The 25,645-nt window shown below is 66.9% G+C and carries 23 protein-coding genes; 5 read left to right on the top strand and 18 right to left on the bottom strand.

Translation table 11 applies throughout. The features are described from left to right. Positions 1-62: 62 nt before the first annotated feature. The 18 genes from accD to FFI97_RS17645 form a co-directional block, all read right to left on the bottom strand. Entirely contained in the window at positions 63-935 is an 873-nt protein-coding gene (gene accD, locus FFI97_RS17730) for an acetyl-CoA carboxylase, carboxyltransferase subunit beta (RefSeq protein ID WP_062475492.1), read from the bottom strand. Between the two features lie 24 nt (positions 936-959). Next, positions 960-1,805, bottom strand: a complete 846-nt coding sequence (gene trpA, locus FFI97_RS17725; protein WP_139702439.1) for a tryptophan synthase subunit alpha — start codon at positions 1,803-1,805, stop codon at positions 960-962. Beyond that, positions 1,805-3,091, bottom strand: coding sequence for a tryptophan synthase subunit beta (trpB, locus tag FFI97_RS17720; RefSeq protein WP_139702440.1), 1,287 nt, complete (start codon positions 3,089-3,091; stop codon positions 1,805-1,807). Before trpB ends, trpA begins: the two co-directional genes overlap by 1 nt. Before the next feature lie 47 nt (positions 3,092-3,138). Continuing rightward, on the bottom strand, positions 3,139-3,882 hold the full coding sequence (locus FFI97_RS17715; RefSeq protein WP_139702441.1) for a phosphoribosylanthranilate isomerase: 744 nt from the start codon (positions 3,880-3,882) through the stop codon (positions 3,139-3,141). After that, positions 3,879-4,703 carry a tRNA pseudouridine(38-40) synthase TruA gene (gene truA, locus FFI97_RS17710; protein ID WP_139702442.1) on the bottom strand — a complete coding sequence of 275 codons (825 nt, stop codon included), beginning with the start codon at positions 4,701-4,703 and terminating at the stop codon, positions 3,879-3,881. Before truA ends, FFI97_RS17715 begins: the two co-directional genes overlap by 4 nt. 31 nt (positions 4,704-4,734) lie before the next feature. Continuing rightward, complete coding sequence (locus FFI97_RS17705) at positions 4,735-7,551, bottom strand: FimV/HubP family polar landmark protein (protein ID WP_144004477.1); 2,817 nt, start codon at positions 7,549-7,551, stop codon at positions 4,735-4,737. A gap of 167 nt (positions 7,552-7,718) precedes the next feature. Continuing rightward, positions 7,719-8,864, bottom strand: a complete 1,146-nt coding sequence (gene asd / locus FFI97_RS17700; protein WP_070062265.1) for an aspartate-semialdehyde dehydrogenase — start codon at positions 8,862-8,864, stop codon at positions 7,719-7,721. Positions 8,865-8,954: 90 nt separating this feature from the next. Then, positions 8,955-10,043: a 3-isopropylmalate dehydrogenase gene (leuB, locus tag FFI97_RS17695; protein WP_139702443.1), complete on the bottom strand. Its 1,089-nt coding sequence runs from the start codon at positions 10,041-10,043 to the stop codon at positions 8,955-8,957. Between the two features lie 43 nt (positions 10,044-10,086). Next, the gene (leuD, locus tag FFI97_RS17690) at positions 10,087-10,737 is read right to left on the bottom strand and encodes a 3-isopropylmalate dehydratase small subunit (protein WP_062479700.1); all 651 of its coding nucleotides are present in this window, start codon (positions 10,735-10,737) and stop codon (positions 10,087-10,089) included. Between the two features lie 14 nt (positions 10,738-10,751). Further along, on the bottom strand, positions 10,752-12,173 hold the full coding sequence (gene leuC, locus FFI97_RS17685) for a 3-isopropylmalate dehydratase large subunit (RefSeq protein ID WP_139702444.1): 1,422 nt from the start codon (positions 12,171-12,173) through the stop codon (positions 10,752-10,754). Positions 12,174-12,221: 48 nt separating this feature from the next. Further along, positions 12,222-13,175, bottom strand: a complete 954-nt coding sequence (locus tag FFI97_RS17680; protein ID WP_139702445.1) for a LysR substrate-binding domain-containing protein — start codon at positions 13,173-13,175, stop codon at positions 12,222-12,224. Positions 13,176-13,354: 179 nt separating this feature from the next. Continuing rightward, a complete protein-coding gene (gene gltA / locus FFI97_RS17675; RefSeq protein ID WP_056572035.1) occupies positions 13,355-14,665 on the bottom strand; it encodes a citrate synthase in 1,311 nt (436 codons plus the stop codon). 24 nt (positions 14,666-14,689) lie between these two features. Then, positions 14,690-15,010: a succinate dehydrogenase assembly factor 2 gene (locus FFI97_RS17670; protein WP_062479704.1), complete on the bottom strand. Its 321-nt coding sequence runs from the start codon at positions 15,008-15,010 to the stop codon at positions 14,690-14,692. Between the two features lie 24 nt (positions 15,011-15,034). After that, positions 15,035-15,736 (bottom strand): succinate dehydrogenase iron-sulfur subunit, encoded by a 702-nt coding sequence (locus FFI97_RS17665; protein ID WP_062479706.1) that lies wholly within the window; start codon positions 15,734-15,736, stop codon positions 15,035-15,037. A gap of 22 nt (positions 15,737-15,758) precedes the next feature. Then, the gene (gene sdhA / locus FFI97_RS17660) at positions 15,759-17,567 is read right to left on the bottom strand and encodes a succinate dehydrogenase flavoprotein subunit (RefSeq protein ID WP_095949551.1); all 1,809 of its coding nucleotides are present in this window, start codon (positions 17,565-17,567) and stop codon (positions 15,759-15,761) included. 6 nt (positions 17,568-17,573) lie between these two features. After that, a complete protein-coding gene (sdhD, locus tag FFI97_RS17655) occupies positions 17,574-17,939 on the bottom strand; it encodes a succinate dehydrogenase, hydrophobic membrane anchor protein (protein WP_139702446.1) in 366 nt (121 codons plus the stop codon). 13 nt (positions 17,940-17,952) lie between these two features. After that, entirely contained in the window at positions 17,953-18,399 is a 447-nt protein-coding gene (sdhC, locus tag FFI97_RS17650; protein ID WP_139702447.1) for a succinate dehydrogenase, cytochrome b556 subunit, read from the bottom strand. Between the two features lie 234 nt (positions 18,400-18,633). After that, complete coding sequence (locus tag FFI97_RS17645) at positions 18,634-19,392, bottom strand: GntR family transcriptional regulator (protein WP_070062271.1); 759 nt, start codon at positions 19,390-19,392, stop codon at positions 18,634-18,636. Between the two features lie 181 nt (positions 19,393-19,573). On the opposite strand from FFI97_RS17645, the gene FFI97_RS17640 reads away from it, so the two are divergent. The 5 genes from FFI97_RS17640 to FFI97_RS17620 all read left to right on the top strand — a co-directional run bounded on the left by FFI97_RS17640 (position 19,574) and on the right by FFI97_RS17620 (position 25,637). Beyond that, positions 19,574-20,560, top strand: coding sequence for a malate dehydrogenase (locus FFI97_RS17640; protein WP_042578072.1), 987 nt, complete (start codon positions 19,574-19,576; stop codon positions 20,558-20,560). A 15-nt stretch (positions 20,561-20,575) separates the two neighbouring features. Further along, entirely contained in the window at positions 20,576-21,364 is a 789-nt protein-coding gene (gene tam / locus FFI97_RS17635; protein ID WP_062479714.1) for a trans-aconitate 2-methyltransferase, read from the top strand. Further along, positions 21,361-22,377 (top strand): HpcH/HpaI aldolase/citrate lyase family protein, encoded by a 1,017-nt coding sequence (locus tag FFI97_RS17630; RefSeq protein WP_139702448.1) that lies wholly within the window; start codon positions 21,361-21,363, stop codon positions 22,375-22,377. The genes tam and FFI97_RS17630 overlap by 4 nt, the downstream gene beginning before the upstream one ends. Positions 22,378-22,400: 23 nt before the next feature. Beyond that, a complete protein-coding gene (locus tag FFI97_RS17625) occupies positions 22,401-22,958 on the top strand; it encodes a lysozyme inhibitor (RefSeq protein ID WP_139702449.1) in 558 nt (185 codons plus the stop codon). A gap of 93 nt (positions 22,959-23,051) precedes the next feature. Next, a complete protein-coding gene (locus tag FFI97_RS17620; RefSeq protein ID WP_139702450.1) occupies positions 23,052-25,637 on the top strand; it encodes a bifunctional aconitate hydratase 2/2-methylisocitrate dehydratase in 2,586 nt (861 codons plus the stop codon). The last annotated feature ends 8 nt before the right edge of the window (positions 25,638-25,645 follow it).

The following is a 25,645-nucleotide window of genomic DNA, read 5'->3' as shown; positions in this document are numbered from 1 at the left end:
AAACGCCCGCACCGCCTTTCGGCGTGCGGGCGTTCAGGCCGAAGCCTGAGCTACGGTGAAGGTCAGAGCACCGCGTCGGCCGGCTGGCGCAGCAGCATGGCCAGCGTGCTGGCGATGGTCTTGCGCAGTTCGCGGCGGTCGCTGATGAAGTCGATCGCGCCCTTGGTCTGCAGGAACTCGGCGCGCTGGAAGCCTTCGGGCAGCGTCACGCGCACGGTCGATTCGATCACGCGCGGGCCGGCAAAGCCGATCAGCGCCTTGGGCTCGGCGATCACCACGTCACCCACGAAGGCGAAGCCGGCGCTCACGCCGCCCATGGTCGGGTCGGTCAGCACGCTGATGTAGGGCAGGCCCTTCTTCGCCAGGCGCGTGAGCGCGGCGTTGGTCTTGGCCATCTGCATCAGCGAGAGCAGGCCTTCCTGCATGCGCGCGCCGCCGGTGGCGGTGAAGCACACGAAGGGCACCTTCTGCTCGATGGCGGTCTCGACGCCGCGCACGAAGCGCTCGCCGACCACGCTGCCCATGGAACCGCCCATGAACTCGAACTCGAAGCAGGCCACGACCACGCTGATGCTGTGGACGGAGCCGCCCATGACGACCAGTGCGTCGGTCTCGCCGGTGTTCTCCAGCGCTTCTTTCAGGCGCTCGGGGTACTTGCGGCTGTCCTTGAACTTCAGGGCGTCGACCGGCAGCACTTCCTGGCCGACTTCGTAGCGGCCTTCGGCGTCCAGGAACGCATCGAGCCGGGCGCGGGCGCCGATGCGGTGGTGGTGGCTGCAGCTCGGGCAGACGTTCTGGTTGTGCTCGAGGTCGGTCTTGTACAGAACGGTCTCGCAGGCCGGGCATTTGATCCACAGGCCCTCGGGCACCTGGCGGCGCTCGGACGGGTCGGTTTGTGCGATCTTGGCGGGTAGCAGTTTTTCAAGCCAGCTCATGGGGGCTCCTTGTGAGGGCAGTGATTATCGACCAGCCGCGTTCTTGGCCGTGGCAGCCGGCAGGGCGTCGAGCGCCTCGCGGATGCCGGCCAGGAATTCGCGCACCGTGGGCACCACGTTGTCGCGGGGCTGGTCTTCGATGAGTTGAATGATCTTGGTGCCGATGACCACGGCGTCCGCCGCCGAGCCGATGGCCTGCGCCGTGCGCGCGTCGCGGATGCCGAAGCCCACGCCGACGGGGATGCTCACGTGCTCGCGGATGCGCGGGATCATGCGTCCGACCGCCTCGGTGTCGAGGTGGCCGGCGCCGGTCACGCCCTTGAGCGACACGTAGTACACGTAGCCGCTCGCGATGCGCGCCACCTGCGCCATGCGCTCGGGGGTGCTGGTGGGGGCCAGCAGGAAGATCAGGTCGATGCCGGCGGCTTTCAGGTCGGCGGCGAAGTCCTCGCACTCCTCGGGCGGGTAGTCGACGACCAGCAGGCCATCGACGCCGGCCGCGGCCGCGTCGCGGATGAAGGCCTTCTTGCCGTGCACGAGGCCGTAGCGCTCGACCGGGTTGGCGTAGCCCATGAGCACGACCGGCGTGGTCGTGTCCTTCGTGCGGAAGGCGGCCACCATGGCGAGCACCTGCTTCATGCCGACGCCCAGCGCCAGCGCGGCCTCGCCGGCCTTCTGGATCACGGGGCCGTCGGCCATCGGGTCGGAGAAGGGCACGCCCAGCTCGATCACGTCGGCACCCGCCTCGACCATGCCGTGCATGAGCTCGGGCGTGATGTCGGCGAAGGGGAAACCGGCTGTGACGTAGGGGATCAGCGCGCGACGGCCTTGCGTTTGCAGGGCCTGGAACTTGGCGGCAATGCGGCTCATCACTTGCCTCCCTTCACGCTCAGACCGCGCATCGAGGGGCGGTCGTAGAAATCGACGCCCGACAGGTCGGCGACGGTGCCGATGTCCTTGTCGCCACGGCCCGAGAGGTTCACGAGGATGGACTGGTCGGGGCGCATGGTCTTGGCGAGCTTCAGGGCGTAGGCCAGGGCGTGGCTGGATTCGAGCGCGGGAATGATGCCCTCCGTGCGGCACAGGTAGTGGAAGGCTTCGAGCGCCTCGACGTCGGTGATGCCGACGTATTCGGCGCGGCCGATGTCGGCCAGGTAGGCGTGCTCGGGGCCCACGCCCGGGTAGTCGAGGCCGGCGCTGACGCTGTGCGTCTCGGTGATCTGGCCGTCGTCGTTCTGCAGCAGGTAGGTGCGGTTGCCGTGCAGCACGCCGGGGCTGCCGCGCAGGATCGAGGCGGCGTGCTTGCCGCTGTCCAGGCCTTCGCCCGCCGCTTCCACGCCGATGAGGCGTGTGCCCGCGAACGGAATGTAGGGATGGAAGATGCCGATCGCGTTGCTGCCGCCGCCCACGCAGGCGACGACCACGTCGGGCTGCTTGCCCTCGGCTTCACCGGTGATGCCGTCGGCCGCCAGCATGGCGGGCATCTGCGCGATGCACTCGGTGCCGATCACGCTCTGGAAGTCGCGCACCATGGTCGGGTAGGGGTGCGGGCCCGCCACCGTGCCGATGATGTAGAAGGTGTTTTCGACGTTGGTGACCCAGTCGCGCATGGCCTCGTTGAGCGCGTCCTTCAGCGTCTTGCTGCCCGATTCGACGGGCACGACGGTCGCACCCAGCAGGTTCATGCGATAGACGTTGGGGCTCTGGCGCTTCACGTCCTGGCTGCCCATGTAGACCACGCATTCGAGGCCGTAGCGCGCGCAGATGGTGGCTGTGGCCACGCCGTGCTGGCCGGCGCCGGTCTCGGCGATCACGCGGGGCTTGCCCATGCGGCGCGCGAGCATCGCCTGGCCGATCACGTTGTTGATCTTGTGGGCGCCGGTGTGGTTCAGGTCTTCGCGCTTCAGGTAGATCTGCGCGCCGCCCATTTCACGGCTGGTGCGCGCGGCGTGGTAGATCGGCGAGGGGCGGCCGACGAAGTGCTTCAGCTCGTAGTGGAACTCGGCCAGGAAGGCCGGGTCGTCCTTGAATTTGGCGTACGCGTCGCGCAGCTCGTTGATCGCGTGCGTGAGCGTTTCGCTCGCGAAGGTGCCGCCGTAGGGGCCGAAGTGGCCGCTGGCGTCGGGTTGCTGGTAGTCCTGAAATTGGCTTTGCATGGTTCTCGATCGATGGGCCGCAGCCCGAATGCGATCGGGTGCGGCGGCTAACTGGAGAAGGACGAAGCGTCGGCAGCCGAGGCTTTGACAGTGTTCGCCGCATCTGCGGCTCTCACGGCGGCGACGAATGCCCGGATCTTTCCGGCGTCCTTGAGGCCCTTGTGCCCGGGACCGTCGATTTCGACGCCCGAGCTCACATCAACGGACAGCGTCTTGCAGCGCGTCCGCAGGCTGTGAATGCCATCGCTCACGTTTGCAGGTGTGAGCCCACCACTCAAGACGAGGTGAGCGTCGACGGCGGGTGGAAGAAGTGACCAATCGAAAGCCTTGCCGCCTCCGCCATAACCTTCGACATGGGCGTCGAGCAGGATGGCCTGGGCGCGGGAGTAATCGGACGCGTATTTTACGAGGTCGAAGCCGGCCCCGGCAGCCCCCAGCGGAATCCGGGCGGCGCGCATGTAACGAAAGCGTCCCGGACCGGTGGCTTCCTCGCACTGTTCGGGCGTTTCTTCCCCGTGGAACTGCGCGATGGCGCCTTTCACGCGGGCCAGGGAGGCCAGGACCTCGGGAGCGTCCGCGTTCACGAACAGCAGCACCGGCGTGATGAAGGGCGGCAGGCGCGAGGCCAGTTCGGCGGCGCGCTCGACGCTCACCGCGCGCGGGCTCTTCGGGTAGAGCACGAAACCGATCGCGTCGGCGCCGGCCTCGACTGCCGCGTCCACGTCGGCCTCACGCGTGAGGCCACAGATCTTGATGCGGGTGCGTGGGGCGAGAGGAGCAGGGGATGTCATGGCGGGCCATCATACGAAGCCCGGTCGCCCTGGAACGTAGCCTCGGCCGGCAGACCCCACTTGGCGTCGTACAACGGGCCGAGGAAGTACAGGCCGTCGGCGGAGAAGGTGGGCGCGGCCACCTTGCGGCTGCGCGCCTCGAGCACCTCGGTGATCCATTCGGGCCGTTCATCGCCGCGGCCGATGCGCACCAGGCTGCCCATCAGGTTGCGGATCATGTGGTGCAGGAAGGCGTCGGCCTCGAACTCGAAGTGCCAGCGGCAGCGCTCGCCGTCGCCCACGCGCGTGATCTCGAGCCGCCGCAAGTCCTTGACCGGCGAGAGGGCCTGGCAGGCGGAGGCGCGGAACGAGCTGAAATCGTGCCGGCCCACCAGCAGCGCCGCCGCGGCGCGCATCGCATCGCCGTCGAGCGGGTACATCGACCAGCCCACCCGGCCCGCGTCGAGGCTGGGCCGCACGGGCGACTGCGAGAGCACGTAGACGTAGCGACGCGCCAGGGCGCTGGCGCGGCAATGGAATTCGTCGGGCACCGGGTGCGCCCACTGCACCGCGATGTCGTCGGGCAGGTAGCGGTTGGTGCCACGCATCCAGGAGAACGGATCGCGTTCGATGTCGGTGTCGAAGTGCACCACCTGCATCAGCCCGTGCACGCCGGCGTCGGTGCGGCCGGCGCACAGCGTGCTGACCCGGCTGCCGGTGGGCAGGCCGGCGAACTTCGCGAGGGCGGCTTCGAGCTTGTCCTGCACCGTGCGGCCCGAGCGCTGGCTCTGCCAGCCCTCGTATGCCTGGCCGTTGTAGCGGATGCCGAGTGCCAGCCTCACGAAGCGATCAGAAGGGCAGTCGGCAACCGGCTCAGCGCAGTTCGGCGAGCAGCTGCTTGGCTTGCGACTTGAGGTCGCCGGCGCTTTCGGCTTCGACTTCCTCGACCAGCGAGCGCGCGCCTTCGACGTCGCCAATGGCCTGCAGTTCGCGGGCCAGCGAGAGCTTCACGGCGTGTGGGTTGTCGTCACCGTCGTCGTCCAGGGCGGACGGCGAGGTGGCCACGGCCGCGGAGCGCGGTGCTTCGGCGACGGCGGAGCGGGCCGGCAGGCCGGCGAGGGCGCTCATGTCGAACTCGATGAAGCCCGAATCGGCAGGCAGCGTGTCGCGCAGCATGGCCGGGCGGGTGTTGTGCTCTGCGTCGTTCAGCGACGAGGGGCGCGTGTGGGCCGTCAGCGCGCCGGGGGCCGTGTCGAAATCGTTTTCGAGGTCGACAGGTGCTGCGGCGTGGCCGTTGCTCAGCGGGGCCGGTGCGGCCGTCGGCGCGTAGACCGACTTCGGCAGGCTGGCACCCACGGGGGCGGGCGCCGGTGCGGGCGGCTGGGTCAGGTCGAGGTCGAAGTCCAGCGGCGCGACCGAGGGCATGAAGGCCGGCGGGGCCGACGCCACGGGCGGTGCGGCCGGGGGCGGCGGTGCCACGACGGCTGCTGCGACTGCGGCAGCCGGCTTGGCGGCGGCGGCCAGTGCGCCGGCGAATGCGGCGGTTTCGGCCTGGCTGGCGCCTCGCGCGGTGCCCGTGCCCGATTCGTACAGCGGGTTGCCCGGGTCGAGGTCCTTGCCCATGTCGACCACGCGGTTCCATTCGGAGCCCGCGCCGTTGGTCAGCTTGTGCACTTCGGTGGCCAGGCCGTCGAAGGCGCGCACGTCGCGGCGCTTGGCGTGGATTTCGAGCAGCTTGAGGTGGATGGCGGTGCGGTCCGGGTTCAGGCGCAGCGCTTCACGCAGGATTTCCTCGGCCTGCAGGTCGCGGCCGTAGGCGAGGTAGACGTCGGCTTCGGCGACCGGGTCGACATCGCCCGCGTCGAGCTGGCTCGGCGAGTACGACAGCGACGACACGGTGGAGTCGCCGCGGTTCTTGGTGTCGACCGATTCGCCGCCGCTGGCGCCGAAGAACGAGTCCTTGGGGATGCGGCTCTCGAGGAACACGCTTTCGCTCATTTCTTCGCGGCGGCGGCCCAGCACGCGGTACAGCAGGAAGCCGACCAGCAGCGCGATCAGCGCGGCGCCCGCGAGCATCAGCGGGTTGTCGAGCAGCTCCTCGAGGAAGCTGCGTTCCGGCGGGGGCGGCGGCGGTGCGGCCTTGACCACGGGCTTGGGTGCGACGACGGGCGCTGCGGCTGCAACTGCAGCGCTGGCAGCGGCTGCCACGGGCAGGGCGGCTGCGTCGGTGGTGGACGGTGCGGCTGCAGTGACTGCAGGTGCGGCAGCGGAGGCTGCAGCAACGGGAGGCGTTGCTGCAGCCACTGGCGCGGCTGCAGGCGCCGGCGTTGCCGGTGCGGTGGCTGCGGCGGCAGGGGCCGCGGCGGGCACAGGAGCGGCCGCGACCGCTGGCGTCGGCGTCGTGGCACCAGTCAGCGGCGCAGGAACGGCAATGCCGGGCGTGGTGGCTGGCGCTGCAGGCGCGGCGGCAGCAGCGGACGAACCGGTGCCCGTGCCAGTGCCAGCACCGGCCTTGAGCTTGTTCAGCTCGTTGATGTTCTTCGTGAGCTCCGCGACGCGGTTGCTGCTGTCCTGCGCCTGGCGGGCCTGCGCGACCTTTTCATCGGCGGCGCGCGCGGCGGCGTTGCCTTGCGACACCGTGAGCTTGTCGGGTGCGCTGGCGGCGGCATTGCGGTCTTCCACGCTGGCCTGCAGCTTGCCCGAGGCCTGGCGGCTCGCGGCAGCCACGTTGGTGGTCGGGGCGTTTTCGGCGAGACGCTGGCGGTAGTTGCCGAAGTCGCGGCTTTGCGCGGTGATCGTGCGGCGTGCGTCGGCGGCCGGCACGGCGGCCGCTGCGGCGGCGTTCGGCAGGTCGAGCACGGCACCGGCCTTCATCCGGTTGACGTTGCCGCCGACGAAGGCGTCGGGGTTGGCGTTCAGCAGCGCGACCAGCATCTGGTCGAGCGAGACATCGGCGGGCTTGTGGGCGGAGGCGATCTTGCCGGCGGTGTCGCCACGGCGCACCGTGACTTGCTCGCCATTGCCGCCGCTGGGGGCGGCGACGGCGGCACGTGCCGGCGCGGGAGCCGGTGCGGCCGCAGGGGCCGGCGCAGCCGCAGCGGGTGCGGGCGTTGCAGCCACTGCAGGCGCGGGTTCGCGGCGCACGCGCGGGGCGGGCGCGGGGCGCTCGACCGGCGTGGCGATCTGCGGTGCGATGGGCGCGACCGGCGCGGCTGCCGCCTGGCGCGTGGCCGGCGGATCGAGCAGCACGGTGTAGTCGCGCACGATGCGGCCCGAGGCGCCATTGGCTTCGAGCAGCAGGTCGATGAAGGGATCGTTGAGCGGGCGGTTGCCGGCCAGGCGCACCACGTACTGGCCGCCGGCGCGGCGCTGCAGCGTGGCTTTCACGTCGCCGAGGGCCGCGTTGTACGGGATGCCTGCGTTCTTGAAGGCTTCGGCCGTGGCGATGTTGATCTTTAGGCCTTCCGCCTCGTTGGCGGCCATTTCAGTGACATCGATCTCGGCGCGCAGCGGTTCGCCCAGTGCCGACTGCACCCGCAGCGGTCCCAGCGCGAAGGCGCTGGCGTCGGCGCTGGCCAGTCCCAGCGTCAGGGCCGCAGCGGCACCCAGGATGGAAAGGCGCCAGCCATTCGACGGCAGGGCGGGGCGGGCGGCCGAAGGGCGGGCCGCGGGCAACAGATGTCTTGTCATGCTGATAGGGGCGGCTCAGGCCCTGAATTTGTAAGAGGACGTTAGCATCATCACCATGCACTGACAAGGCAATGCGCCTGATCTACCCAGTGCGCGCATACTTCCGATGACATCCTGTGTTGCCTTTCGGCAACATTTTTGTATTTCAAGGCCCTGAGCTGCCCGCATCAGGCTTCGAGCAGGATGCGCAGCATGCGGCGCAGCGGTTCGGCCGCGCCCCACAGCAGCTGGTCGCCGATGGTGAAGGCGCCGACGTACTCGGGGCCCATCGCCAGCTTGCGGATGCGGCCGACCGGGATGTCCATGGTGCCCGTCACGGCCACCGGCGTCAGGTCCTTCACTGTGGCTTCGCGCGTGTTCGGCACGACCTTGGCCCAGGGGTTGTCGGCGGCGATCATCGCTTCGATGTCGGCCACCGGCACGTCCTTCTTGAGCTTGAAGGTCAGCGCCTGGCTGTGGCAGCGCATGGCGCCGATGCGCACGCAGAAGCCGTCCACCGGCGTGGCGGCGGTGCCGAAGCCCGCGCCTTGGCCGAGAATTTTGTTGGTCTCGGCGCCGCCCTTCCACTCTTCCTTGGACATGCCGTCGCCCAGGTCCTTGTCGATCCAGGGGATCAGCGAGCCGCCCAGCGGGGCGCCGAAGTTGGCGATTTCGGAGGCGCTCAGGTTCTGCTGCTTGTGCAGCACCTTGCGGTCGATCTCGAGGATGGCCGACTTCGGGTCGTCGAGCAGCGCACGCACTTCGGCGTTCAGGGTGCCGAACTGGGTCAGCAGCTCGCGCATGTGCTGCGCGCCGCCGCCCGAGGCTGCCTGGTAGGTCATGCTGGTCATCCACTCGACCAGGCCGGCCTTGTAGAGGGCGCCCACGCCCATGAGCATGCAGCTCACGGTGCAGTTGCCGCCGACCCAGTTCTTGCCGCCCTTGGCGAGCGCATTCTGGATCACGGGCAGGTTGACGGGGTCGAGCACGATGATCGCGTCATCGTTCATGCGCAGCGTGGAGGCCGCGTCGATCCAGTGGCCGTTCCAGCCGGCGGCGCGCAGCTTGGGGAACACCTCGCTGGTGTAGTCGCCGCCCTGGCAGGTGATGACGATGTCGCACTTCTTCAGTGCCTCGATGTCGTTCGCATCCTTGAGCGCGGTTTCGTTCTTGGCCATCGCCGGGGCCTTGCCGCCCGCGTTCGAGGTCGAGAAGAAGACCGGCTCGATGAGGCCGAAGTCGCCTTCGGCCTGCATGCGGTCCATGAGGACCGAGCCGACCATGCCGCGCCAGCCCACGAGGCCGACCAGAGGTTGCTTGGATGCGTTCGCCATTTCAGTTTGCCCTTAGTGAAGAAAGAAAAAATCAGTCTTTTTTGCCCCCGACTCGTCGGCCGGGGGAGGGCGTGACGAAGCGGGCTGCGGTTAGCCGGTAATCGTCTTTTTGGTGATGGCTGCTACGACCGCGTCGCCCATTTCGCGGGTGCCGACGCGCTTCGTGCCTTCGGACCAGATGTCGCCCGTGCGCAGCCCGGAGGCGAGCACGTGCTTGACCGCCGACTCGATACGGTCGGCAGCTTCGGGCTGGTTGAGGGAGAAGCGGAGCATCATGGCAGCGGACAGGATTGTAGCCAAAGGATTGGCAACCCCTTTGCCAGCAATGTCGGGCGCGCTGCCGTGGCTGGGCTCGTACAGGCCCTGGTTGCTCGCATTGAGCGAGGCCGAGGGCAGCATGCCGATGGAGCCGGTGAGCATCGCGGCCTCGTCCGAGAGGATGTCGCCGAACATGTTGCCGGTGACGACCACGTCGAACTTCTTGGGCGCCTTCACCAGCTGCATTGCCGCGTTGTCGACGTACATGTGGTCGAGTTCGACGTCGGGGTACTCCTTGCCGACCTCGGTCACGATGTCCTTCCAGAACTGGAAGGTCTCCAGCACGTTGGCCTTGTCCACGCTGGTCACGCGCTTGCTGCGCTTGCGGGCCGCTTCGAAGGCGACGCGGGCGATGCGCTCGACCTCGGGGCGCGAGTAGCGCATCGTGTCGAAGGCCTCTTCGGCGCCGGGGAAGTGACCGTCGGTGGCGATGCGGCGCCCGCGCGGCTGGCCGAAGTAGATGTCGCCGGTCAGCTCGCGGATGATGAGGATGTCCAGGCCCGCGATCAGCTCGGGCTTCAGGCTCGAGGCGCCCACCAACTGCTCGTAGCAGATGGCCGGGCGGAAGTTGGCGAACAGGCCCAGGTTCTTGCGCAGCCCCAGGATGGCCTGCTCGGGACGCAGCGGGCGGTCGAGCTTGTCGTACTTCCAGTCGCCGACGGCGCCGAACAGCACCGCGTCGGATTCCTTCGCGAGCTTCAGCGTCGACTCGGGCAGCGGGTGGCCGTGCGCCTCGTAGGCCGCGCCGCCGACCAGGGCCGATTCCATCTCGAACTTCAGGTCGAGGACTTCGAGCACCCTGACGGCTTCCGCCACGATTTCGGTGCCGATGCCGTCACCCGGGAGAACTGCGATTTTCATAAGTTGGTCTGAGGTTTTTTCTTGAAAACGGAAATGCCGCCGATCACGAGATCATCGTGTGCGCGAGCCAGGGCTTCTGCGCCAGGCGCTCGGTCTCGAAGGCCTTGATCTTGTCCTTGTGGCGCAGCGTCAGGCCGATGTCGTCCAGCCCGTTGATCAGGCAGTACTTGCGGAAGGCCTGCACGTCGAACGCGAACTCCTGGCCGTCGGGCTTCACGACCACCTGGCGCTCCAGGTCGATGGTCAGGGTGTAGCCCGGGAAGGCGAAGGCCTCGTCGAACAGCTGCGAGACCTGCGACTCGGGCAGCACGATCGGCAACAGGCCGTTCTTGAAGCTGTTGTTGAAGAAGATGTCGGCGTAGCTCGGCGCAATGATCGCGCGAAAGCCGTACTGGTCGAGTGCCCAGGGCGCGTGCTCGCGCGACGAGCCGCAGCCGAAGTTCTTGCGCGCCAGCAGCACCGAGGCGCCGGCGTAGCGCGGCTGGTTCAGCACGAAGTCGGGGTTCGGCTTGCGGCTGGCCGGGTCCTGGCCCGGAAAGCCGGCGTCCAGGTAGCGCCACTCGTCGAACAGGTTCACGCCGAAGCCGGTCTTCTTGATCGACTTGAGGAACTGCTTGGGAATGATCGCGTCGGTGTCGACGTTCTCGCGGTCCATGGGGGCCACGAGGCCCTTGTGCACGGTGAATTTCTGCATGTGATGTCTCCAGATCAGGCGAAGGTGCGCACGTCGACGAAGTGGCCGTGCACCGCGGCGGCGGCAGCCATGGCCGGGCTCACGAGGTGGGTACGGCCGCCGGCGCCCTGGCGGCCTTCGAAGTTGCGGTTCGAGGTCGATGCGCAGCGCTCGCCGGGCTCGAGCCGGTCGGCGTTCATCGCCAGGCACATCGAGCAGCCGGGCTCGCGCCATTCGAAGCCCGCGGCCTTGAAGATCACATCGAGGCCTTCGCGCTCGGCCTGTTCCTTCACCACGCCCGAGCCGGGCACGACCATCGCGAGCTTCACGTTCTTGGCCACTTTCTGGCCGAGCTTCTTCACCACTGCGGCGGCTTCGCGCATGTCCTCGATGCGGCTGTTGGTGCACGAGCCGATGAACACCTTGTCGATAAAGATGTCGTTCATGGCCTTGTTGGGCTCCAGGCCCATGTAGACCAGCGCGCGCTCGATGGCGCTGCGCTTGCTGGCGTCCTTTTCCTTGTCGGGATCGGGCACGCGGCCGTTGATCTCGACCACCATTTCGGGCGAGGTGCCCCAGGTGACCTGCGGCTGGATCTGAGCAGCGTCGAGCTCGACCACGGCGTCGAAGGTCGCGCCGGGGTCGGACTGCAGCGTGCGCCAGTAGCTCACGGCCTGGTCCCATTCGACGCCGGTGGGCGCGAGCGGACGGCCCTTCACGTAGCTGATGGTCTTCTCGTCGACCGCCACAAGCCCGGCGCGCGCGCCGGCCTCGATGGCCATGTTGCAGACCGTCATGCGGCCTTCCATGCTCAGGTCGCGGATGGCCGAGCCGGCGAATTCGATCGTGTAGCCCGTGCCGCCGGCGGTGCCGATCTTGCCGATGATGGCCAGCACGATGTCCTTGGCAGTGCAGCCCAGAGGCAGCTTGCCCTCGACCTTCACGAGCATGTTCTTGGCCTTCTTGCCCAGCAGCGTCTGCGTGGCCATCACGTGCTCGACCTCGCTGGTGCCGATGCCGTGCGCCAGCGCGCCGAACGCGCCGTGCGTGGAGGTGTGCGAGTCGCCGCAGACGACCGTCATGCCCGGCAGCGTCGCGCCGCTTTCCGGGCCGATCACGTGCACGATGCCCTGGCGCTTGCTCAGGAACGGGAAGAACGCGGCGGCGCCGAACTCGGCGATGTTGTGGTCCAGCGTGGTGACCTGCTCCTTGCTGGTCGGGTCGGCAATGCCTTCGTAGCCGCGCTCCCAGCCGGTGGTCGGCGTGTTGTGGTCGGCGGTGGCCACGACCGAGCTGATGCGCCACAGCTTGCGGCCGGCCTCGCGCAGGCCTTCGAAGGCTTGCGGGCTGGTCACTTCGTGCACCAGGTGGCGGTCGATGTAGAGGATCGCGGTGCCGTCTTCCTCGGTGTGGACGACGTGTTCGTCCCAGATCTTGTCGTAGAGCGTGCGTGCCATGTCGGTCTCTTGTCTTTCGTGGGGAAATGGATTGTCTGTCGACGCGGTCTAGGCCGCGAGTCGTTCGGTGGCGTCGGCCGAATCGGCCGCCGCGTGCAGGTGGTTCACCAGCGTGCGCGCCGCCACCGGCAGGGTGGAGAAGTCGCGCGCCACCAGCCGGATCTCGCGCGCCGCCCAGGCGTCGTTGAGCGTGACGCTCACGAGGCCGCGGCCGATGCCGTTGTGCATGAGTTCGAAGGCGCGCTGCGGCATCACGCCGATGCCCAGGCCGTTGTCGATCATCCGGCACATGGCGTCCAGGCCCGTGACGTGGATGCGCAGCTTCACGCTGCGGCCGGCGCTCAGCGCCGCTTCGTGCATCGCCACGTAGATCGAACTGTTGGTGTGCAGGCCGACGTGGTCGAAGGCCAGCGAGTCGACGAAATCGATCGCGTCCTGCGCGGCCAGCGCATGCCCCTCGGGAACGATCAGGGCGAGGCGGTCGTGCCGGTAGGAAAGGCTCTGCAGTTCGCCCGCGCCGCCGGCCACGTGGCACACGCCGAGGTCGGCCGCGCCCTCTTGCACCGCGCGGATCACCTCGCTGCTCAGGTGCTCTTCGAGGTCGATCTTGATGGCCTCGTGCGCGCGCGAGAACACGCCCAGGTCTTCCGGCAGGAACTGCACGATGGCCGAGATGTTGGCGTGCACCCGCACGTGCCCGCGCACGCCGTCGGCGTATTCGCTGAGCTCGCCTTGCATCTTCTCGAGGCTGTAGAGCACCGAGCGGGCGTGGTGCAGCAGGCTTTCGCCGGCCGGCGTGAGGTCGACGCCGCGCGCATGGCGGTAGAGCAGGGCGGTGCCGAGCGTGGCTTCCAGGTCGGACAGCCGCTTGCTCACGGCCGAGGCCGCGATGAACTCGCGCTCCGCTGCGCGCCCGATGCTGCCCAGCTCGCACACGGCCACGAACAGCTGCAACGACGTGAGGTCGATGCGGCGGGCAAAGTTGCGTTCGGACGTGCTCATGGGGCTTGGGCATCGCGTTTGGCGATGAGTTGGCTATTTTCTTCCTGTTTTGAAGCACTTGCCATCGCGATGCGCGATGACCTCGCTGCCGGCTGGCGAGGAGGGGCATGCCGGACGGGCAATAAAAAAGCTGCCCGGAGGCAGCTTTTTCAGGGGGCGGAGGTTCCGCAGCCGGTCGATCAGCGGGCCGAGATCGGCTTCACGTCACGCTTGGGCGAGCCTTCGAACAGCTGGCGCGGGCGGCCGATCTTGTACTCGGGGTCGCCGATCATTTCGTTCAGCTGGGCGATCCAGCCGACGGTGCGGGCCAGCGCGAAGATCGCGGTGAACAGCGGCACGGGGATGCCGATGGCGCGCTGCACGATGCCCGAGTAGAAGTCGACGTTCGGGTAGAGCTTGCGCGACACGAAGTACTCATCTTCCAGGGCGATCTTCTCGAGTTCCTTGGCCAGCTTGAACAGCGGGTCGTTTTCCAGGCCCAGCTCGGTCAGCACTTCGTTGCAGGTTTCCTGCATCAGCTTGGCGCGCGGGTCGTAGTTCTTGTACACGCGATGGCCGAAGCCCATCAGCTTGACGTTCGAGTTCTTGTCCTTGACCTTCTTGATGAACTCGCCGATCTTTTCCACGCCGCCTTCGCGCTGGATGTCGTACAGCATGTTCAGCGCCGCTTCGTTGGCGCCGCCGTGGGCCGGGCCCCACAGGCACGCCACGCCGGCCGCAATGGCTGCGAAGGGGTTCGTGCCCGACGAGCCGCACAGGCGCACGGTCGAGGTCGAGGCGTTCTGCTCGTGGTCGGCGTGCAGGATGAAGATGCGGTCGAGCGCGCGCTCGAGCACCGGGTTCACCTTGTACTCTTCGCACGGCGTGGCGAACATCATGTGCAGGAAGTTGCCTGCATAGCTGAGTTCGTTCTTCGGGTACATGTACGGCTGGCCGACGGTGTACTTGTAGGCCATGGCCACGAGCGTGGGCATCTTCGCGATCAGACGGATCGCGGCGATCTCGCGGTGCTCGGGATTGTTGATGTCCGTGCTGTCGTGATAGAAGGCCGACAGGGCGCCCACGAGGCCGGTCATGATGGCCATCGGATGGGCATCGCGACGGAAGCCGCGCAGGAAGAACTGCATTTGCTCGTTGACCATCGTGTGGTTGGTCACGAGCTTCGTGAAATTGGCCTTCTTGCCGGCGTCCGGCAGCTCGCCGTACAGCAGCAGGTGGCAGGTCTCGAGGAAGTCGCAGTTGGTGGCGAGCTGCTCGATGGGGTAGCCGCGGTACAGCAGCTCGCCCTTGTCACCGTCGATGTAGGTGATGGCCGACTGGCAGGCGGCGGTCGACATGAAGCCCGGGTCGTACGTGAACATGCCGGTCTGTGCATACAGCTTGCGGATGTCGATCACGTCGGGCCCGATGGTGCCCTTGTAGATCGGCAGTTCGACGTTGTCGCCGCCATTGCTGAACGACAGCGTGGCCTTGGTATCGGATGCTTTCATTTCGGTTTACTTTCAGAGGTGGATTCAGGACGAAGGAGAAAAAATGGCGGGACGCTGAGCGCCGTCGGTACGCATCAGCTGCAGCAATGCGACCACCTCGGCCCCGGCCCATGCGGGCTCGGGCTCCTTTCTGCACAGCAGCAGGTCGAGGAGGTCGTTGTCCGACAGGTCCATCAATGTCTCCATCGCTCCCGCTTGACCGACGGTCATGTGGGATTCGTGCCGCTCGAAGAAGCGGGCGATGAACAGGTCGTTCTCCAGCAGGCCGCGCCGGCAACGCCACTTGAGCTTGCTCAGCGCGCGTTCGCCGAGCAGCGTATCGGGGGCGTTGGCGGGGGTCGACATAAGTAAGGCTTCTCGGAAAAACCGTCAGATGGCGCGACGCACCATCAGTTCCTTGATCTTGCCGATGGCCTTGGTCGGGTTCAGGCTCTTCGGGCACACGTCCACGCAGTTCATGATCGTGTGGCAGCGGAACAGGCGGTACGGGTCTTCCAGGTTGTCCAGGCGCTCGGCGGTGGCTTCGTCGCGGCTGTCGGCGATGAAGCGGTAGGCCTGCAGCAGGCCGGCCGGGCCGACGAACTTGTCGGGGTTCCACCAGAAGCTCGGGCAGCTCGTGGAGCAGCTCGCGCACAGGATGCACTCGTACAGGCCGTCGAGCTCTTCACGCTCTTCGGGCGACTGCAGGCGCTCCTTCTCGGGCGGCACGGTGTCGTTCTGCAGGTACGGCTTGATCGAGTTGTACTGCTTGAAGAACTGGGTCATGTCGACGATCAGGTCGCGGATGACGGGCAGGCCCGGCAGCGGCTTGAGCACGACGGTGCCCTTGAGCGTGTTCATGTTGGTCAGGCAGGCCAGACCGTTCTTGCCGTTGATGTTCATCGCGTCGGAGCCGCAGACGCCTTCGCGGCACGAGCGGCGGAACGACAGCGTGGGATCCTGCGCCTTGAGCTTCATCAGGGCGTCCAGCAGCATGCGTTCGTGGCCGTCGAGTTCGACCTCGACCGTCTGCATGTAGGGCTTGGCGTCCTTGTCCGGGTCGTAGCGGTAGATCTGGAATGTGCGCTTCATCGTATGGACCTTGTAAATATTCTTAGAACGTGCGGACCTTGGGCGGCACGGATGCCACCGTCAGCGGCTGCAGCTTGACGGGCTTGTACGAGAGGCGGTTGTCCGCGCTGTACCAGAGCGTGTGCTTCATCCAGTTGGCGTCGTCGCGGCCCAGCGGTGCGACCGGGTCGTCCGCGGGACGCTCGTAGTCTTCCACCGTGTGGGCGCCGCGGCATTCCTTGCGGGCGGCGGCCGAGACCATGGTGGCCTGCGCCACTTCGATCAGGTTGTCGACTTCCAGTGCTTCGATGCGGGCGGTGTTGAACACCTTGGACTTGTCCTTCAGGCCGATCGACTTGACGCGCTCGCGCACGGCGGCGATCTTGACCACGCCTTCGTCCATCGAGGCCTGCTTGCGGAACACGGCGGCATGCTGCTGCATGACGGCGCGGATCTCGCCAGCCACGTCCTGGGCGTACTCGCCGCCGGTGGAGGCTTCGAGTTCGTTCAGGCGCTGCAGGGTGCGGTCGGCCGCATCCTTGGGCAGTTCCTTGTGTTCCTTGAGCTTGTCGTTGAACTCGACGATGTGGTTGCCGGCCGCGCGGCCGAACACCAGGAGGTCGAGCAGCGAGTTGGTGCCCAGGCGGTTGGCGCCGTGCACGCTCACGCAGGAGCATTCGCCCACCGCGTACAGGCCGTTCACTACGGCGCTGTTGTCTTCACCCTTCTGGATGACGACCTGGCCGTTGATGTTCGTCGGGATGCCGCCCATCTGGTAGTGGATGGTGGGCACCACGGGAATCGGTTCCTTGGTGACGTCGACGTTGGCGAAGTTGATGCCGATCTCGTAGACCGACGGCAGCCGCTTGTGGATGGTGTCGGCACCCAGGTGGTCCAGCTTCATGTGGATGTAGTCCTTGTTGGGACCACAGCCACGGCCTTCCTTGATTTCCTGGTCCATCGAGCGCGAGACGAAGTCGCGCGGTGCCAGGTCCTTCAGGGTGGGCGCGTAGCGCTCCATGAAGCGTTCACCGTTGCTGTTCAGCAGGATCGCGCCTTCGCCGCGGCAGCCTTCGGTCAGCAGCACGCCCGCGCCGGCCACGCCGGTGGGGTGGAACTGCCAGAACTCCATGTCCTGCAGCGGGATGCCCGAACGTGCGGCCATGCCCAGGCCGTCGCCGGTGTTGATGAACGCGTTGGTGGACGCACCGAAGATGCGGCCTGCGCCGCCGGTGGCCAGCAGCACGGTCTTGGCCTGCAGGATGTGCAGGTCGCCGGTTTCCATCTCGAGGGCCGTGACGCCGACCACATCGCCTTCGTTGTCGCGGATGAGGTCCAGCGCCATCCATTCGACGAAGAACTGGGTGCGGGCTTCGACGTTCTTCTGGTAGAGCGTGTGCAGCATCGCGTGGCCGGTGCGGTCGGCCGCGGCGCAGGCGCGCTGCACGGCCTTCTCGCCGTAGTTGGCCGTGTGGCCGCCGAACGGACGCTGGTAGATCGTGCCGTCGGGGTTGCGGTCGAAGGGCATGCCGAAGTGTTCGAGCTCGTACACGACCTTCGGGGCTTCACGGCACATGAACTCGATCGCGTCCTGGTCGCCGAGCCAGTCGGAACCCTTGATCGTGTCGTAGAAGTGGTAGTGCCAGTTGTCCTCGCTCATGTTGCCGAGCGAGGCGCCCACGCCGCCCTGGGCCGCGACGGTGTGCGAACGGGTCGGGAACACCTTGGAGAGCACGGCCACGTTGAGGCCGGCACGGGCGAGTTGCAGCGAGGCGCGCATGCCGGAGCCGCCGGCACCGACGATGACGACGTCGAACTTGCGCTTGGTGATGTTTTCTTTTGTGTAGGTCATGGTGGGTCAGATCTTCCAAAGCACTTGAATGGCCCAACCCGCACAACCGACAAGCCAGACGATGGTGAAAACTTGCAGCACGAGACGGATGGCGACAGGCTGGACGTAGTCCATCCACACGTCGCGCATGCCGACCCACACGTGATAGAGCAGGGCAACGATCACGGAGAAGGTCAGGACCTTCATCCACTGTGCGGCGAAGATGCCGGCCCACAGGTCGTAACCGATGGGGCCGCGCGAGAAGATCAGCTGTGCGAGCAGGACGATCGTGAACAGCGCCATCAGGGCGCCGGTGATGCGCTGGCTGAGCCAGTCGCGCAGACCGTAGTGGGCGCCGACGACGACGCGCTTGGAGCCGTAATTCACAGACATGGGTGGCTCCTTTTTAGTAAATGCCAAACAGCTTGGCGGCAAGCACCAGCGTGAGGGTGATGCTCGCGAGCAACGTGAAGATGGCCGAGCTGTGACCGAATTCCTTGGTCACGGCGGAGTGGCTCACGTCCATCCAGAGGTGACGCAGGCCGGCGATGAAGTGGTGCAGGTAGGCCCAGATGAGCGCCAGTGCGACGAGCTTGAAGAACCATCCCGGGGCAAAGCCGATGCCGGTGTTGAACGCGGCCTTGAATTTCGCGAACGAATAGTCAGATGACAGCGAGGTGTCGAACATCCAGATGATGAAGGGCATCAGCAGGAACATGATCACGCCGCTCACGCGGTGCAGGATCGACACGATGCCAGCCGGCGGCAGCCGGTAGGTCGTGAGATCGGTAAAGGCGTTGATGTTCCGGAATTCGCGACGCGGCGGCCGGGGGGGAGTTGCAAGCTCTGTCATAGGGAGATGGCTTTCGTGGCTTTGTGACTTGTTGGCTTGTTCTGAGAGCGAACGCTTTTGTTTCTTCTGCGGAATGCAAACAACGCAAAATTCTATTGCAATGCACCATCGCGCATCGGACGCACAGGAGTCAACGCACTGCGGCAGTCGGATGCTCGGGGCTCGAGGCTGCGTTGCGCGGGCTGAGTGTGCGCGTTTGTGCCCGCGCGGGCGAGGTTCTTCGGCGCCATCGGATCAGCCCAGCTGGTTGCGGTAGTGGTGGGTGTCGGTGCGGTACAGGCCGCGGCGCAGTTCCATCGGCATGTCGTGGTACGTGTGCGCCACGCGCTCCACGCTCAACAGCGGCATCTGCAGCGGCACGTCGAGCAGCTGCGCCTGTTCGGCATCGGGCAGCACGGCGCGGATCTTTTCTTCGGCGCGCACCATGCGCACGCCGAACTCGGTTTCGAACATCGCGTACATCGGGCCCGGCCAGGCGCGCAGCCGGTCGGCCGTGAGGCCCTTGAAGGGCGCGCCGGGCAGCCAGAGGTCTTCGAGGATGGTCGGCACGCCGCCGTAGGCGAGTACGCGGCGCACCTGCAGCACGGCGTCGCCGGTGCGCAGGCTCAGCGCGCGCGCCACGTCGGCCGAGGCGCGCAGGCGCTTGCAGTCGACGATGGTGCGCTCGGCCGGGCCTTCGGCGCTCGGGCTGCCGGCGTCGGGCACCAGCTTGAGAAAACGGTACTGCACATGCTGCTCGGCATGCGTGGCCACGAAGGTGCCCTTGCCCTGGCGGCGCACCACCAGGTTTTCGGCCGCCAGCTCGTCGATCGCCTTGCGCACCGTGCCCTGGCTCACGCGGTAACGCACGGCCAGGTCCATCTCGCTGGGGATGGGCTCGCCCGGCTTCCACTCGCCGGCCTGCAGGCTCTGCAGGATCAGGGTCTTGATCTGCTGGTAGAGCGGACTGAAGGACGGCGTCGTGGGCTCGTCGAGGGTGGAGGGCGTGTTCATGGCAGCGGTGGGGTGCGCCGTGGCGGACCCCCAGAGGATATCTTATATAAGACATAAGACGGCCTTTGTCGAATCGGCTTAAAATGCGGGCCGGTCCCGCGCCGCGGGAAAGCTTCCCCCCGCTGGACCGCGGCGCCCCACGAGAGCGCTAACCCGTTTCACCACCTTCTGGAGTCTTCCCATGAGCAAAAAGCCTGTCCGCGTTGCCGTTACCGGTGCCGCCGGTCAAATCGGTTACGCCCTGTTGTTCCGTATCGCTTCCGGCGAAATGCTCGGCAAAGACCAGCCGGTCATCCTGCAACTGCTCGAAATCCCCGACGAGAAGGCCCAGAAGGCGCTCAAGGGCGTGATGATGGAGCTCGACGACTGCGCCTTCCCGCTGCTGGCCGGCATGGAAGCCCACGGCGACCCGATGACCGCCTTCAAGGACGCCGACTACGCCTTGCTGGTCGGTTCGCGCCCCCGCGGCCCCGGCATGGAACGCGCCGAGCTGCTGGCCGTCAACGGCGCCATCTTCACGGCACAAGGCAAGGCACTGAACGCCGTCGCCTCGCGCAACGTGAAGGTGCTGGTCGTCGGCAACCCCGCCAACACCAACGCCTACATCGCCATGAAGTCGGCGCCCGACCTGCCGCGCAAGAACTTCACCGCCATGCTGCGCCTGGACCACAACCGCGCCGCCAGCCAAATCGCCGCCAAGACCGGCAAGGCCGTGGCCGACATCGAGAAGCTCACCGTCTGGGGCAACCACTCGCCCACGATGTACGCCGACTACCGCTTTGCGACCATCAACGGCGAAAGCGTCGCCAAGATGATCAACGACCAGGAATGGAACGCCAACACCTTCCTGCCGACCGTCGGCAAGCGCGGCGCGGCCATCATCGAAGCCCGAGGCCTGTCGTCGGCTGCCTCGGCCGCCAACGCCGCCATCGACCACATGCGCGACTGGGCCCTGGGCACCAACGGCAAGTGGGTCACGATGGGCATCCCGTCGGACGGCCAGTACGGCATTCCGAAGGACGTGATGTTCGGCTTCCCGGTCACCTGCGAAAACGGTGAGTACAAGCTGGTCGAAGGCCTCGAGATCGACGCCTTCAGCCAGGAACGCATCAACAAGACGCTCGAAGAGCTCGAAGGCGAACGCGCCGGCGTTGCCCACCTGCTGTAAAGCAAGCCCGCCCGCATGCTCGACTGGAACCCCGCGCTCTACCGTCGCTACGAGGACGAGCGCACCCGGCCCGCACAGGAACTCCTGGCGCGGGTCCCGCTTGCCGAGGCCGCCCGCGTGGTCGACCTCGGATGCGGACCGGGCAATTCCACCGAGCTGCTGGCACATCGGTTCCCGACGGCGCAGGTCACGGGCACCGACAACTCCGAAGCCATGCTGGTCAGCGCGCGCGAGCGCCTGCCGGCGGCGCGCTTCGAGTTGAGCGACATCGCGACCTGGGCGCCGCGTGAAACAGAAGCGCCCGATCTCATTTACGCCAACGCGTCCCTGCAATGGGTGCCGGATCACGAAACGCTGATCCCCCGCCTGTTCGACGCACTGGCCCCGGGCGGCGTGCTCGCCGTCCAGATGCCCGACAACCGCCAGGAGCCCACGCACCGCCTGATGCGTGCGGTGGCGGCCGAAGCGCCCTGGGCCGAGCCCATCGGCGACGCCGACAAGCTGCGCACCTTGCTGCTGCCGCTGGGCGGCTACTACGACCTCTTGGCCGCGCGTGCGGCCCATGTCGATGTCTGGCACACCATCTACCAGCACCCGATGGCCAACGCCGCGGCCATCGTCGAATGGGTGCGCGGCACGGGCCTGAAGCCCTTTGTCGACCGCCTGCCGCCCGACCTGCAGGCGAGCTACCTCGCCGAATACGAACGCAGGGTGGACGAGGCCTATCCGGTGCGCACCGACGGCAAGCGCCTGCTCGCCTTCCCGCGCATGTTCATCGTGGCGCACAAGAAAAAAGACGCATGACGACGAAGACCGCCGCTGCCCATCCCGCGGACGTGCTGCTCGGCGCACAGGCCGGCGCCGTGACCCTGCCGGTGTGCGACCACTACAGCGGCGTCGAAGCCCGCATGAAGAAGAGCCTCGCGCTCCAGGCCGAGATGGCGCAGGAGTTCGGCGCCTGCGTGTTCGACGTCACCCTCGACTGCGAAGACGGCGCTCCGGTCGGCGGCGAGGCGGAGCATGCCGCGCTCGTCACCGAACTCGCGCTGGCCGCCCAGCCCGGCATGCGCGTCGGCGTGCGCGTGCACCCGGTCGACCACCCGGCCTTCGCCGGCGACGTGGTCACCATCGCCGGACGCGCCGGCCATCGGCTGAGCCACCTCATGGTGCCCAAGGTCGAATCCGTGGCCGATGTGTGTCAGGCTGTTGCCGCGCTGGACGCCGCCGATGCCGGCGCGCTGCCGCTGCACGTGCTCATCGAATCGCCGCTGGCGGTGCACAACGCCTTCGAGATCGCCGCGCATCCGCGCGTGCAGTCGCTGAGCTTCGGCCTCATGGATTTCGTGTCGGCGCATGCCGGCGCCATTCCCGCCGACGGCATGGGCGCGGCGGGGCAGTTCAGCCATCCGTTGGTCGTGCGTGCCAAGCTGGCATTGGCGTCGGCCGCGCATGCCTACGGCAAGGTGCCTTCGCACTGCGTGGTCACCGAGTTCAACGACATGGATGCGATGCGTCTCGCGGCCCGCAAGGCGGCCACCGAATTCGGCTACACGCGCATGTGGAGCATCCACCCGAACCAGATCCGGCCGATCCTCGAGGCCTTCGCGCCCGACGAGGCGCAGATTCAAATTGCCACAAAAATCATTACAAAAGCCGCAGACGCGGATTGGGCACCGACACAAATTGATGGCACATTGCACGACCGCGCGAGCTACCGCCACTTCTGGCAGGTCCTGACGCGCGCCCACGCAACAGGGCGCGCGTTGCCCTCCGAGGCGAAAGCCTGGTTTGCATCGCGGTCTCCTGAAACCCACTGAATCAGCCTGAAGGAACCCCGCTCATGAAGAAAATTGCACTGATCGCCGCCGTTGCGCTGGCCCTGCCTTTCGCCGCCGTGGCCCAGAACGCCACCGCCACCAAGCCGGCCGCGGCCAAGGCCGAAGCCAAGAAGACCCCGCCCAAGCGCCAGGTCACCCGCAAGGCGGCCAAGGCCGTCGAAGAGGTCACGCCGATCGCCGACGACACCAACATCGTGCTGTCCGAGTCCGACCTGGCCGTGGCGCAGCGCGTGTCCACCGGCAAGGCCCAGTGCGAACTCGGCGCCGACGTGACCGTCACGCCCGACGAGAAGAAGCCCGGCTTCTTCACCGTGACCACCAAGGGCCTGAAGTACCGCATGCACCCGGTCGAAAGCCGCACCGGCGCCATCCGCCTCGAAGACCCGCGTGCCGGCGCCATGTGGCTCCAGCTGGGCAACAAGTCGATGCTGATGAACCAGAAGGCCGGCCTGCGCATTGCCGACGAATGCCAGACCGCCGCCCAGGTCGCCTTTGCCGACGAGATGAAGAAGAACCCGCCGAAGGCCCTTTTCGAAGGTGCCGACGCAGCCAAGAAGTAAGAAGAGCACCGAACCCGGGGTGCGGCGCGGCTCTTGCTTGGCCGCTAGAGACCGCTGCGCACGCCCGATAGCCTAGTTTCCGGAGAAAAGAAGATGTTGCAAGCCTACGTTGATCATGTTGCCGAACGCGCCGCGCTCGGTATCCCGCCGCTGCCCCTGAGCGCGAAGCAGACCGCCGAAGCGATCGAGCTCCTGAAGAGCGCGAATGCCAAGGACGGCGCCTTCCTGCTGGACCTGCTCACCTACCGTGTGCCCGCCGGCGTCGACGACGCCGCCAAGGTCAAGGCGAGCTACCTCGCGGCTGTGGCCCACGGCACCGAGAAGAACGCGTTCATCTCGCGCGCCCGCGCGACCGAACTGCTCGGCACCATGCTCGGCGGCTACAACATCAGCCCCATGATCGACCTGCTGGACGACGCCGAAGTCGGCGCTGTCGCAGCCGAAGGCCTGAAGAAGACCCTGCTGATGTTCGACCAGTTCCACGACGTCAAGGAAAAGGCCGACAAGGGCAATGCCCACGCCAAGGGCGTGCTGCAAAGCTGGGCCGATGCCGAGTGGTTCACCAGCCGCCCCGAAGTGCCGCAGAGCATCACCGTCAGCATCTTCAAGGTGGCCGGCGAAATCAACACCGACGACCTGTCGCCCGCACCCGACGCCACGACGCGTCCGGACATTCCGATGCACGCCCTGGCGATGCACAAGAACGCCCGCCCCGGCATCGTTCCTGAAGAAGACGGCAAGCGCGGCCCGGTGAAGTTCATCGAAGACCTGCGCGCGCGCGGCCACCTCGTGGCCTACGCCGGCGACGTGGTCGGCACGGGTTCGTCGCGCAAGAGCGCCACCAACTCGGTGCTGTGGTTCACCGGCGAAGACATTCCCTTCGTGCCGAACAAGCGCTTCGGCGGCGTCTGCCTCGGCGGCAAGATCGCGCCCATCTTCTACAACACGATGGAAGACTCGGGCGCACTGCCCATCGAGCTCGACGTGACGCAGATGAACATGGGCGACGTGGTCGAGCTGCGTCCCTACGAAGGCAAGGCCCTGAAGGACGGCCAGGTCATCGCCGAATTCCAGGTCAAGAGCGACGTGCTGTTCGACGAAGTGCGTGCCGGCGGCCGCATTCCGCTGATCATCGGCCGCGGCCTGACCGCCAAGGCGCGTGAAGCACTGGGCCTGCCCGTGTCCACGCTGTTCCGCCTGCCGCAAAGCCCGGTCGACACCAAGAAGGGCTTCTCGCTCGCACAGAAGATGGTCGGCCGCGCCTGCGGCCTGCCCGAAGGCCAGGGCGTGCGCCCGGGCACGTACTGCGAACCCAAGATGACCTCGGTCGGCTCGCAGGACACCACCGGCCCGATGACCCGGGACGAGCTGAAGGACCTGGCTTGCCTGGGCTTCTCGGCCGATCTGGTCATGCAGTCGTTCTGCCACACGGCGGCGTACCCGAAGAAGGTCGACGTCAAGATGCACCACGAACTGCCCGAGTTCATGGCCAACCGCGGCGGCGTGTCGCTGCGTCCGGGCGACGGCGTGATCCACAGCTGGCTCAACCGCCTGCTGACGCCCGACACCGTGGGCACGGGCGGCGACAGCCACACCCGCTTCCCCATCGGCATCAGCTTCCCCGCGGGCTCTGGCCTCGTGGCCTTCGCGGCCGCCACCGGCGTGATGCCACTGGACATGCCCGAATCGGTGCTCGTGCGCTTCAAGGGCAAGATGCAGCCCGGCGTCACGCTGCGTGACCTGGTCAACGCGATTCCGCTGTACGCCATCAAGTCGGGCCTGCTGACCGTGGCCAAGCAAGGCAAGAAGAACATCTTCTCGGGCCGCATCCTCGAGATCGAAGGCCTGCCCGACCTGAAGGTGGAGCAAGCCTTCGAGTTGAGCGACGCCTCGGCTGAACGCTCGGCCGCTGGCTGCACGGTGCACCTGAACAAGGAACCGATCCAGGAGTACATCAACAGCAACATCACGCTGATGAAGTGGATGATTGCCGAAGGCTACGCCGACGCACGCACGCTGGCACGCCGCATCGCCGCGCAGGAAGCCTGGCTCAAGGACCCGCAGCTGCTCAAGGGCGATGCCGACGCCGAGTACGCCGCCGTCATCGAGATCGACCTGGCCGAGATCCACGAACCCATCGTGGCCTGCCCGAACGACCCGGACGACGTGAAGACGCTGAGCGACGTGGCCGGTGCCACCATCGACGAAGTGTTCATCGGCTCGTGCATGACCAACATCGGCCACTTCCGCGCCGCGTCGAAGCTGCTCGAAGGCAAGCGCGACATCCCGGTCAAGCTGTGGATCGCACCGCCGACCAAGATGGACGCCCAGCAGCTCACCGAAGAAGGCCACTACGGCGTGTTCGGCAACGCCGGCGCGCGCACCGAAATGCCGGGCTGCTCGCTGTGCATGGGCAACCAGGCACAGGTGCGCGAAGGCGCGACGGTGATGTCGACCAGCACCCGCAACTTCCCGAACCGCCTGGGCAAGAACACCAACGTGTACCTGGGCTCGGCCGAACTGGCCGCCATCTGCTCGCGCCTGGGCCGCATCCCGACCCGCGAGGAGTACATGGCCGCCACGGGCGTGATCGACGCGTCCAGCGCGCAGATCTACCAGTACCTGAACTTCGACAAGATCGAAGACTACAAGGGCGTGGCGGACACGGTCACGGCCTGAGGCTCGTT

The sequence above is a fragment of the Variovorax sp. KBS0712 genome (assembly GCF_006323185.2).
GTDB lineage: Bacteria > Pseudomonadota > Gammaproteobacteria > Burkholderiales > Burkholderiaceae_C > Variovorax > Variovorax boronicumulans.
This window is presented reverse-complemented; position numbering and strand designations above follow the sequence as displayed.

Excerpts from the sequence above, each read along its gene's own strand:
- accD (WP_062475492.1), bottom strand. The coding sequence starts at position 935 with ATGAGCTGGCTTGAAAAACTGCTACCCGCCAAGATCGCACAAACCGAC.
- trpA (WP_139702439.1), bottom strand. The coding sequence starts at position 1,805 with ATGAGCCGCATTGCCGCCAAGTTCCAGGCCCTGCAAACGCAAGGCCGT.
- trpB (WP_139702440.1), bottom strand. The coding sequence starts at position 3,091 with ATGCAAAGCCAATTTCAGGACTACCAGCAACCCGACGCCAGCGGCCAC.
- FFI97_RS17715 (WP_139702441.1), bottom strand. The coding sequence starts at position 3,882 with ATGACATCCCCTGCTCCTCTCGCCCCACGCACCCGCATCAAGATCTGT.
- FFI97_RS17705 (WP_144004477.1), bottom strand. The coding sequence starts at position 7,551 with ATGACAAGACATCTGTTGCCCGCGGCCCGCCCTTCGGCCGCCCGCCCC.
- asd (WP_070062265.1), bottom strand. The coding sequence starts at position 8,864 with ATGGCGAACGCATCCAAGCAACCTCTGGTCGGCCTCGTGGGCTGGCGC.
- leuB (WP_139702443.1), bottom strand. The coding sequence starts at position 10,043 with ATGAAAATCGCAGTTCTCCCGGGTGACGGCATCGGCACCGAAATCGTG.
- leuD (WP_062479700.1), bottom strand. The coding sequence starts at position 10,737 with ATGCAGAAATTCACCGTGCACAAGGGCCTCGTGGCCCCCATGGACCGC.
- leuC (WP_139702444.1), bottom strand. The coding sequence starts at position 12,173 with ATGGCACGCACGCTCTACGACAAGATCTGGGACGAACACGTCGTCCAC.
- FFI97_RS17680 (WP_139702445.1), bottom strand. The coding sequence starts at position 13,175 with ATGAGCACGTCCGAACGCAACTTTGCCCGCCGCATCGACCTCACGTCG.
- gltA (WP_056572035.1), bottom strand. The coding sequence starts at position 14,665 with ATGAAAGCATCCGATACCAAGGCCACGCTGTCGTTCAGCAATGGCGGC.
- FFI97_RS17670 (WP_062479704.1), bottom strand. The coding sequence starts at position 15,010 with ATGTCGACCCCCGCCAACGCCCCCGATACGCTGCTCGGCGAACGCGCG.
- FFI97_RS17665 (WP_062479706.1), bottom strand. The coding sequence starts at position 15,736 with ATGAAGCGCACATTCCAGATCTACCGCTACGACCCGGACAAGGACGCC.
- sdhA (WP_095949551.1), bottom strand. The coding sequence starts at position 17,567 with ATGACCTACACAAAAGAAAACATCACCAAGCGCAAGTTCGACGTCGTC.
- sdhD (WP_139702446.1), bottom strand. The coding sequence starts at position 17,939 with ATGTCTGTGAATTACGGCTCCAAGCGCGTCGTCGTCGGCGCCCACTAC.
- sdhC (WP_139702447.1), bottom strand. The coding sequence starts at position 18,399 with ATGACAGAGCTTGCAACTCCCCCCCGGCCGCCGCGTCGCGAATTCCGG.
- FFI97_RS17645 (WP_070062271.1), bottom strand. The coding sequence starts at position 19,392 with ATGAACACGCCCTCCACCCTCGACGAGCCCACGACGCCGTCCTTCAGT.
- FFI97_RS17640 (WP_042578072.1), top strand. The coding sequence starts at position 19,574 with ATGAGCAAAAAGCCTGTCCGCGTTGCCGTTACCGGTGCCGCCGGTCAA.
- tam (WP_062479714.1), top strand. The coding sequence starts at position 20,576 with ATGCTCGACTGGAACCCCGCGCTCTACCGTCGCTACGAGGACGAGCGC.
- FFI97_RS17630 (WP_139702448.1), top strand. The coding sequence starts at position 21,361 with ATGACGACGAAGACCGCCGCTGCCCATCCCGCGGACGTGCTGCTCGGC.
- FFI97_RS17625 (WP_139702449.1), top strand. The coding sequence starts at position 22,401 with ATGAAGAAAATTGCACTGATCGCCGCCGTTGCGCTGGCCCTGCCTTTC.
- FFI97_RS17620 (WP_139702450.1), top strand. The coding sequence starts at position 23,052 with ATGTTGCAAGCCTACGTTGATCATGTTGCCGAACGCGCCGCGCTCGGT.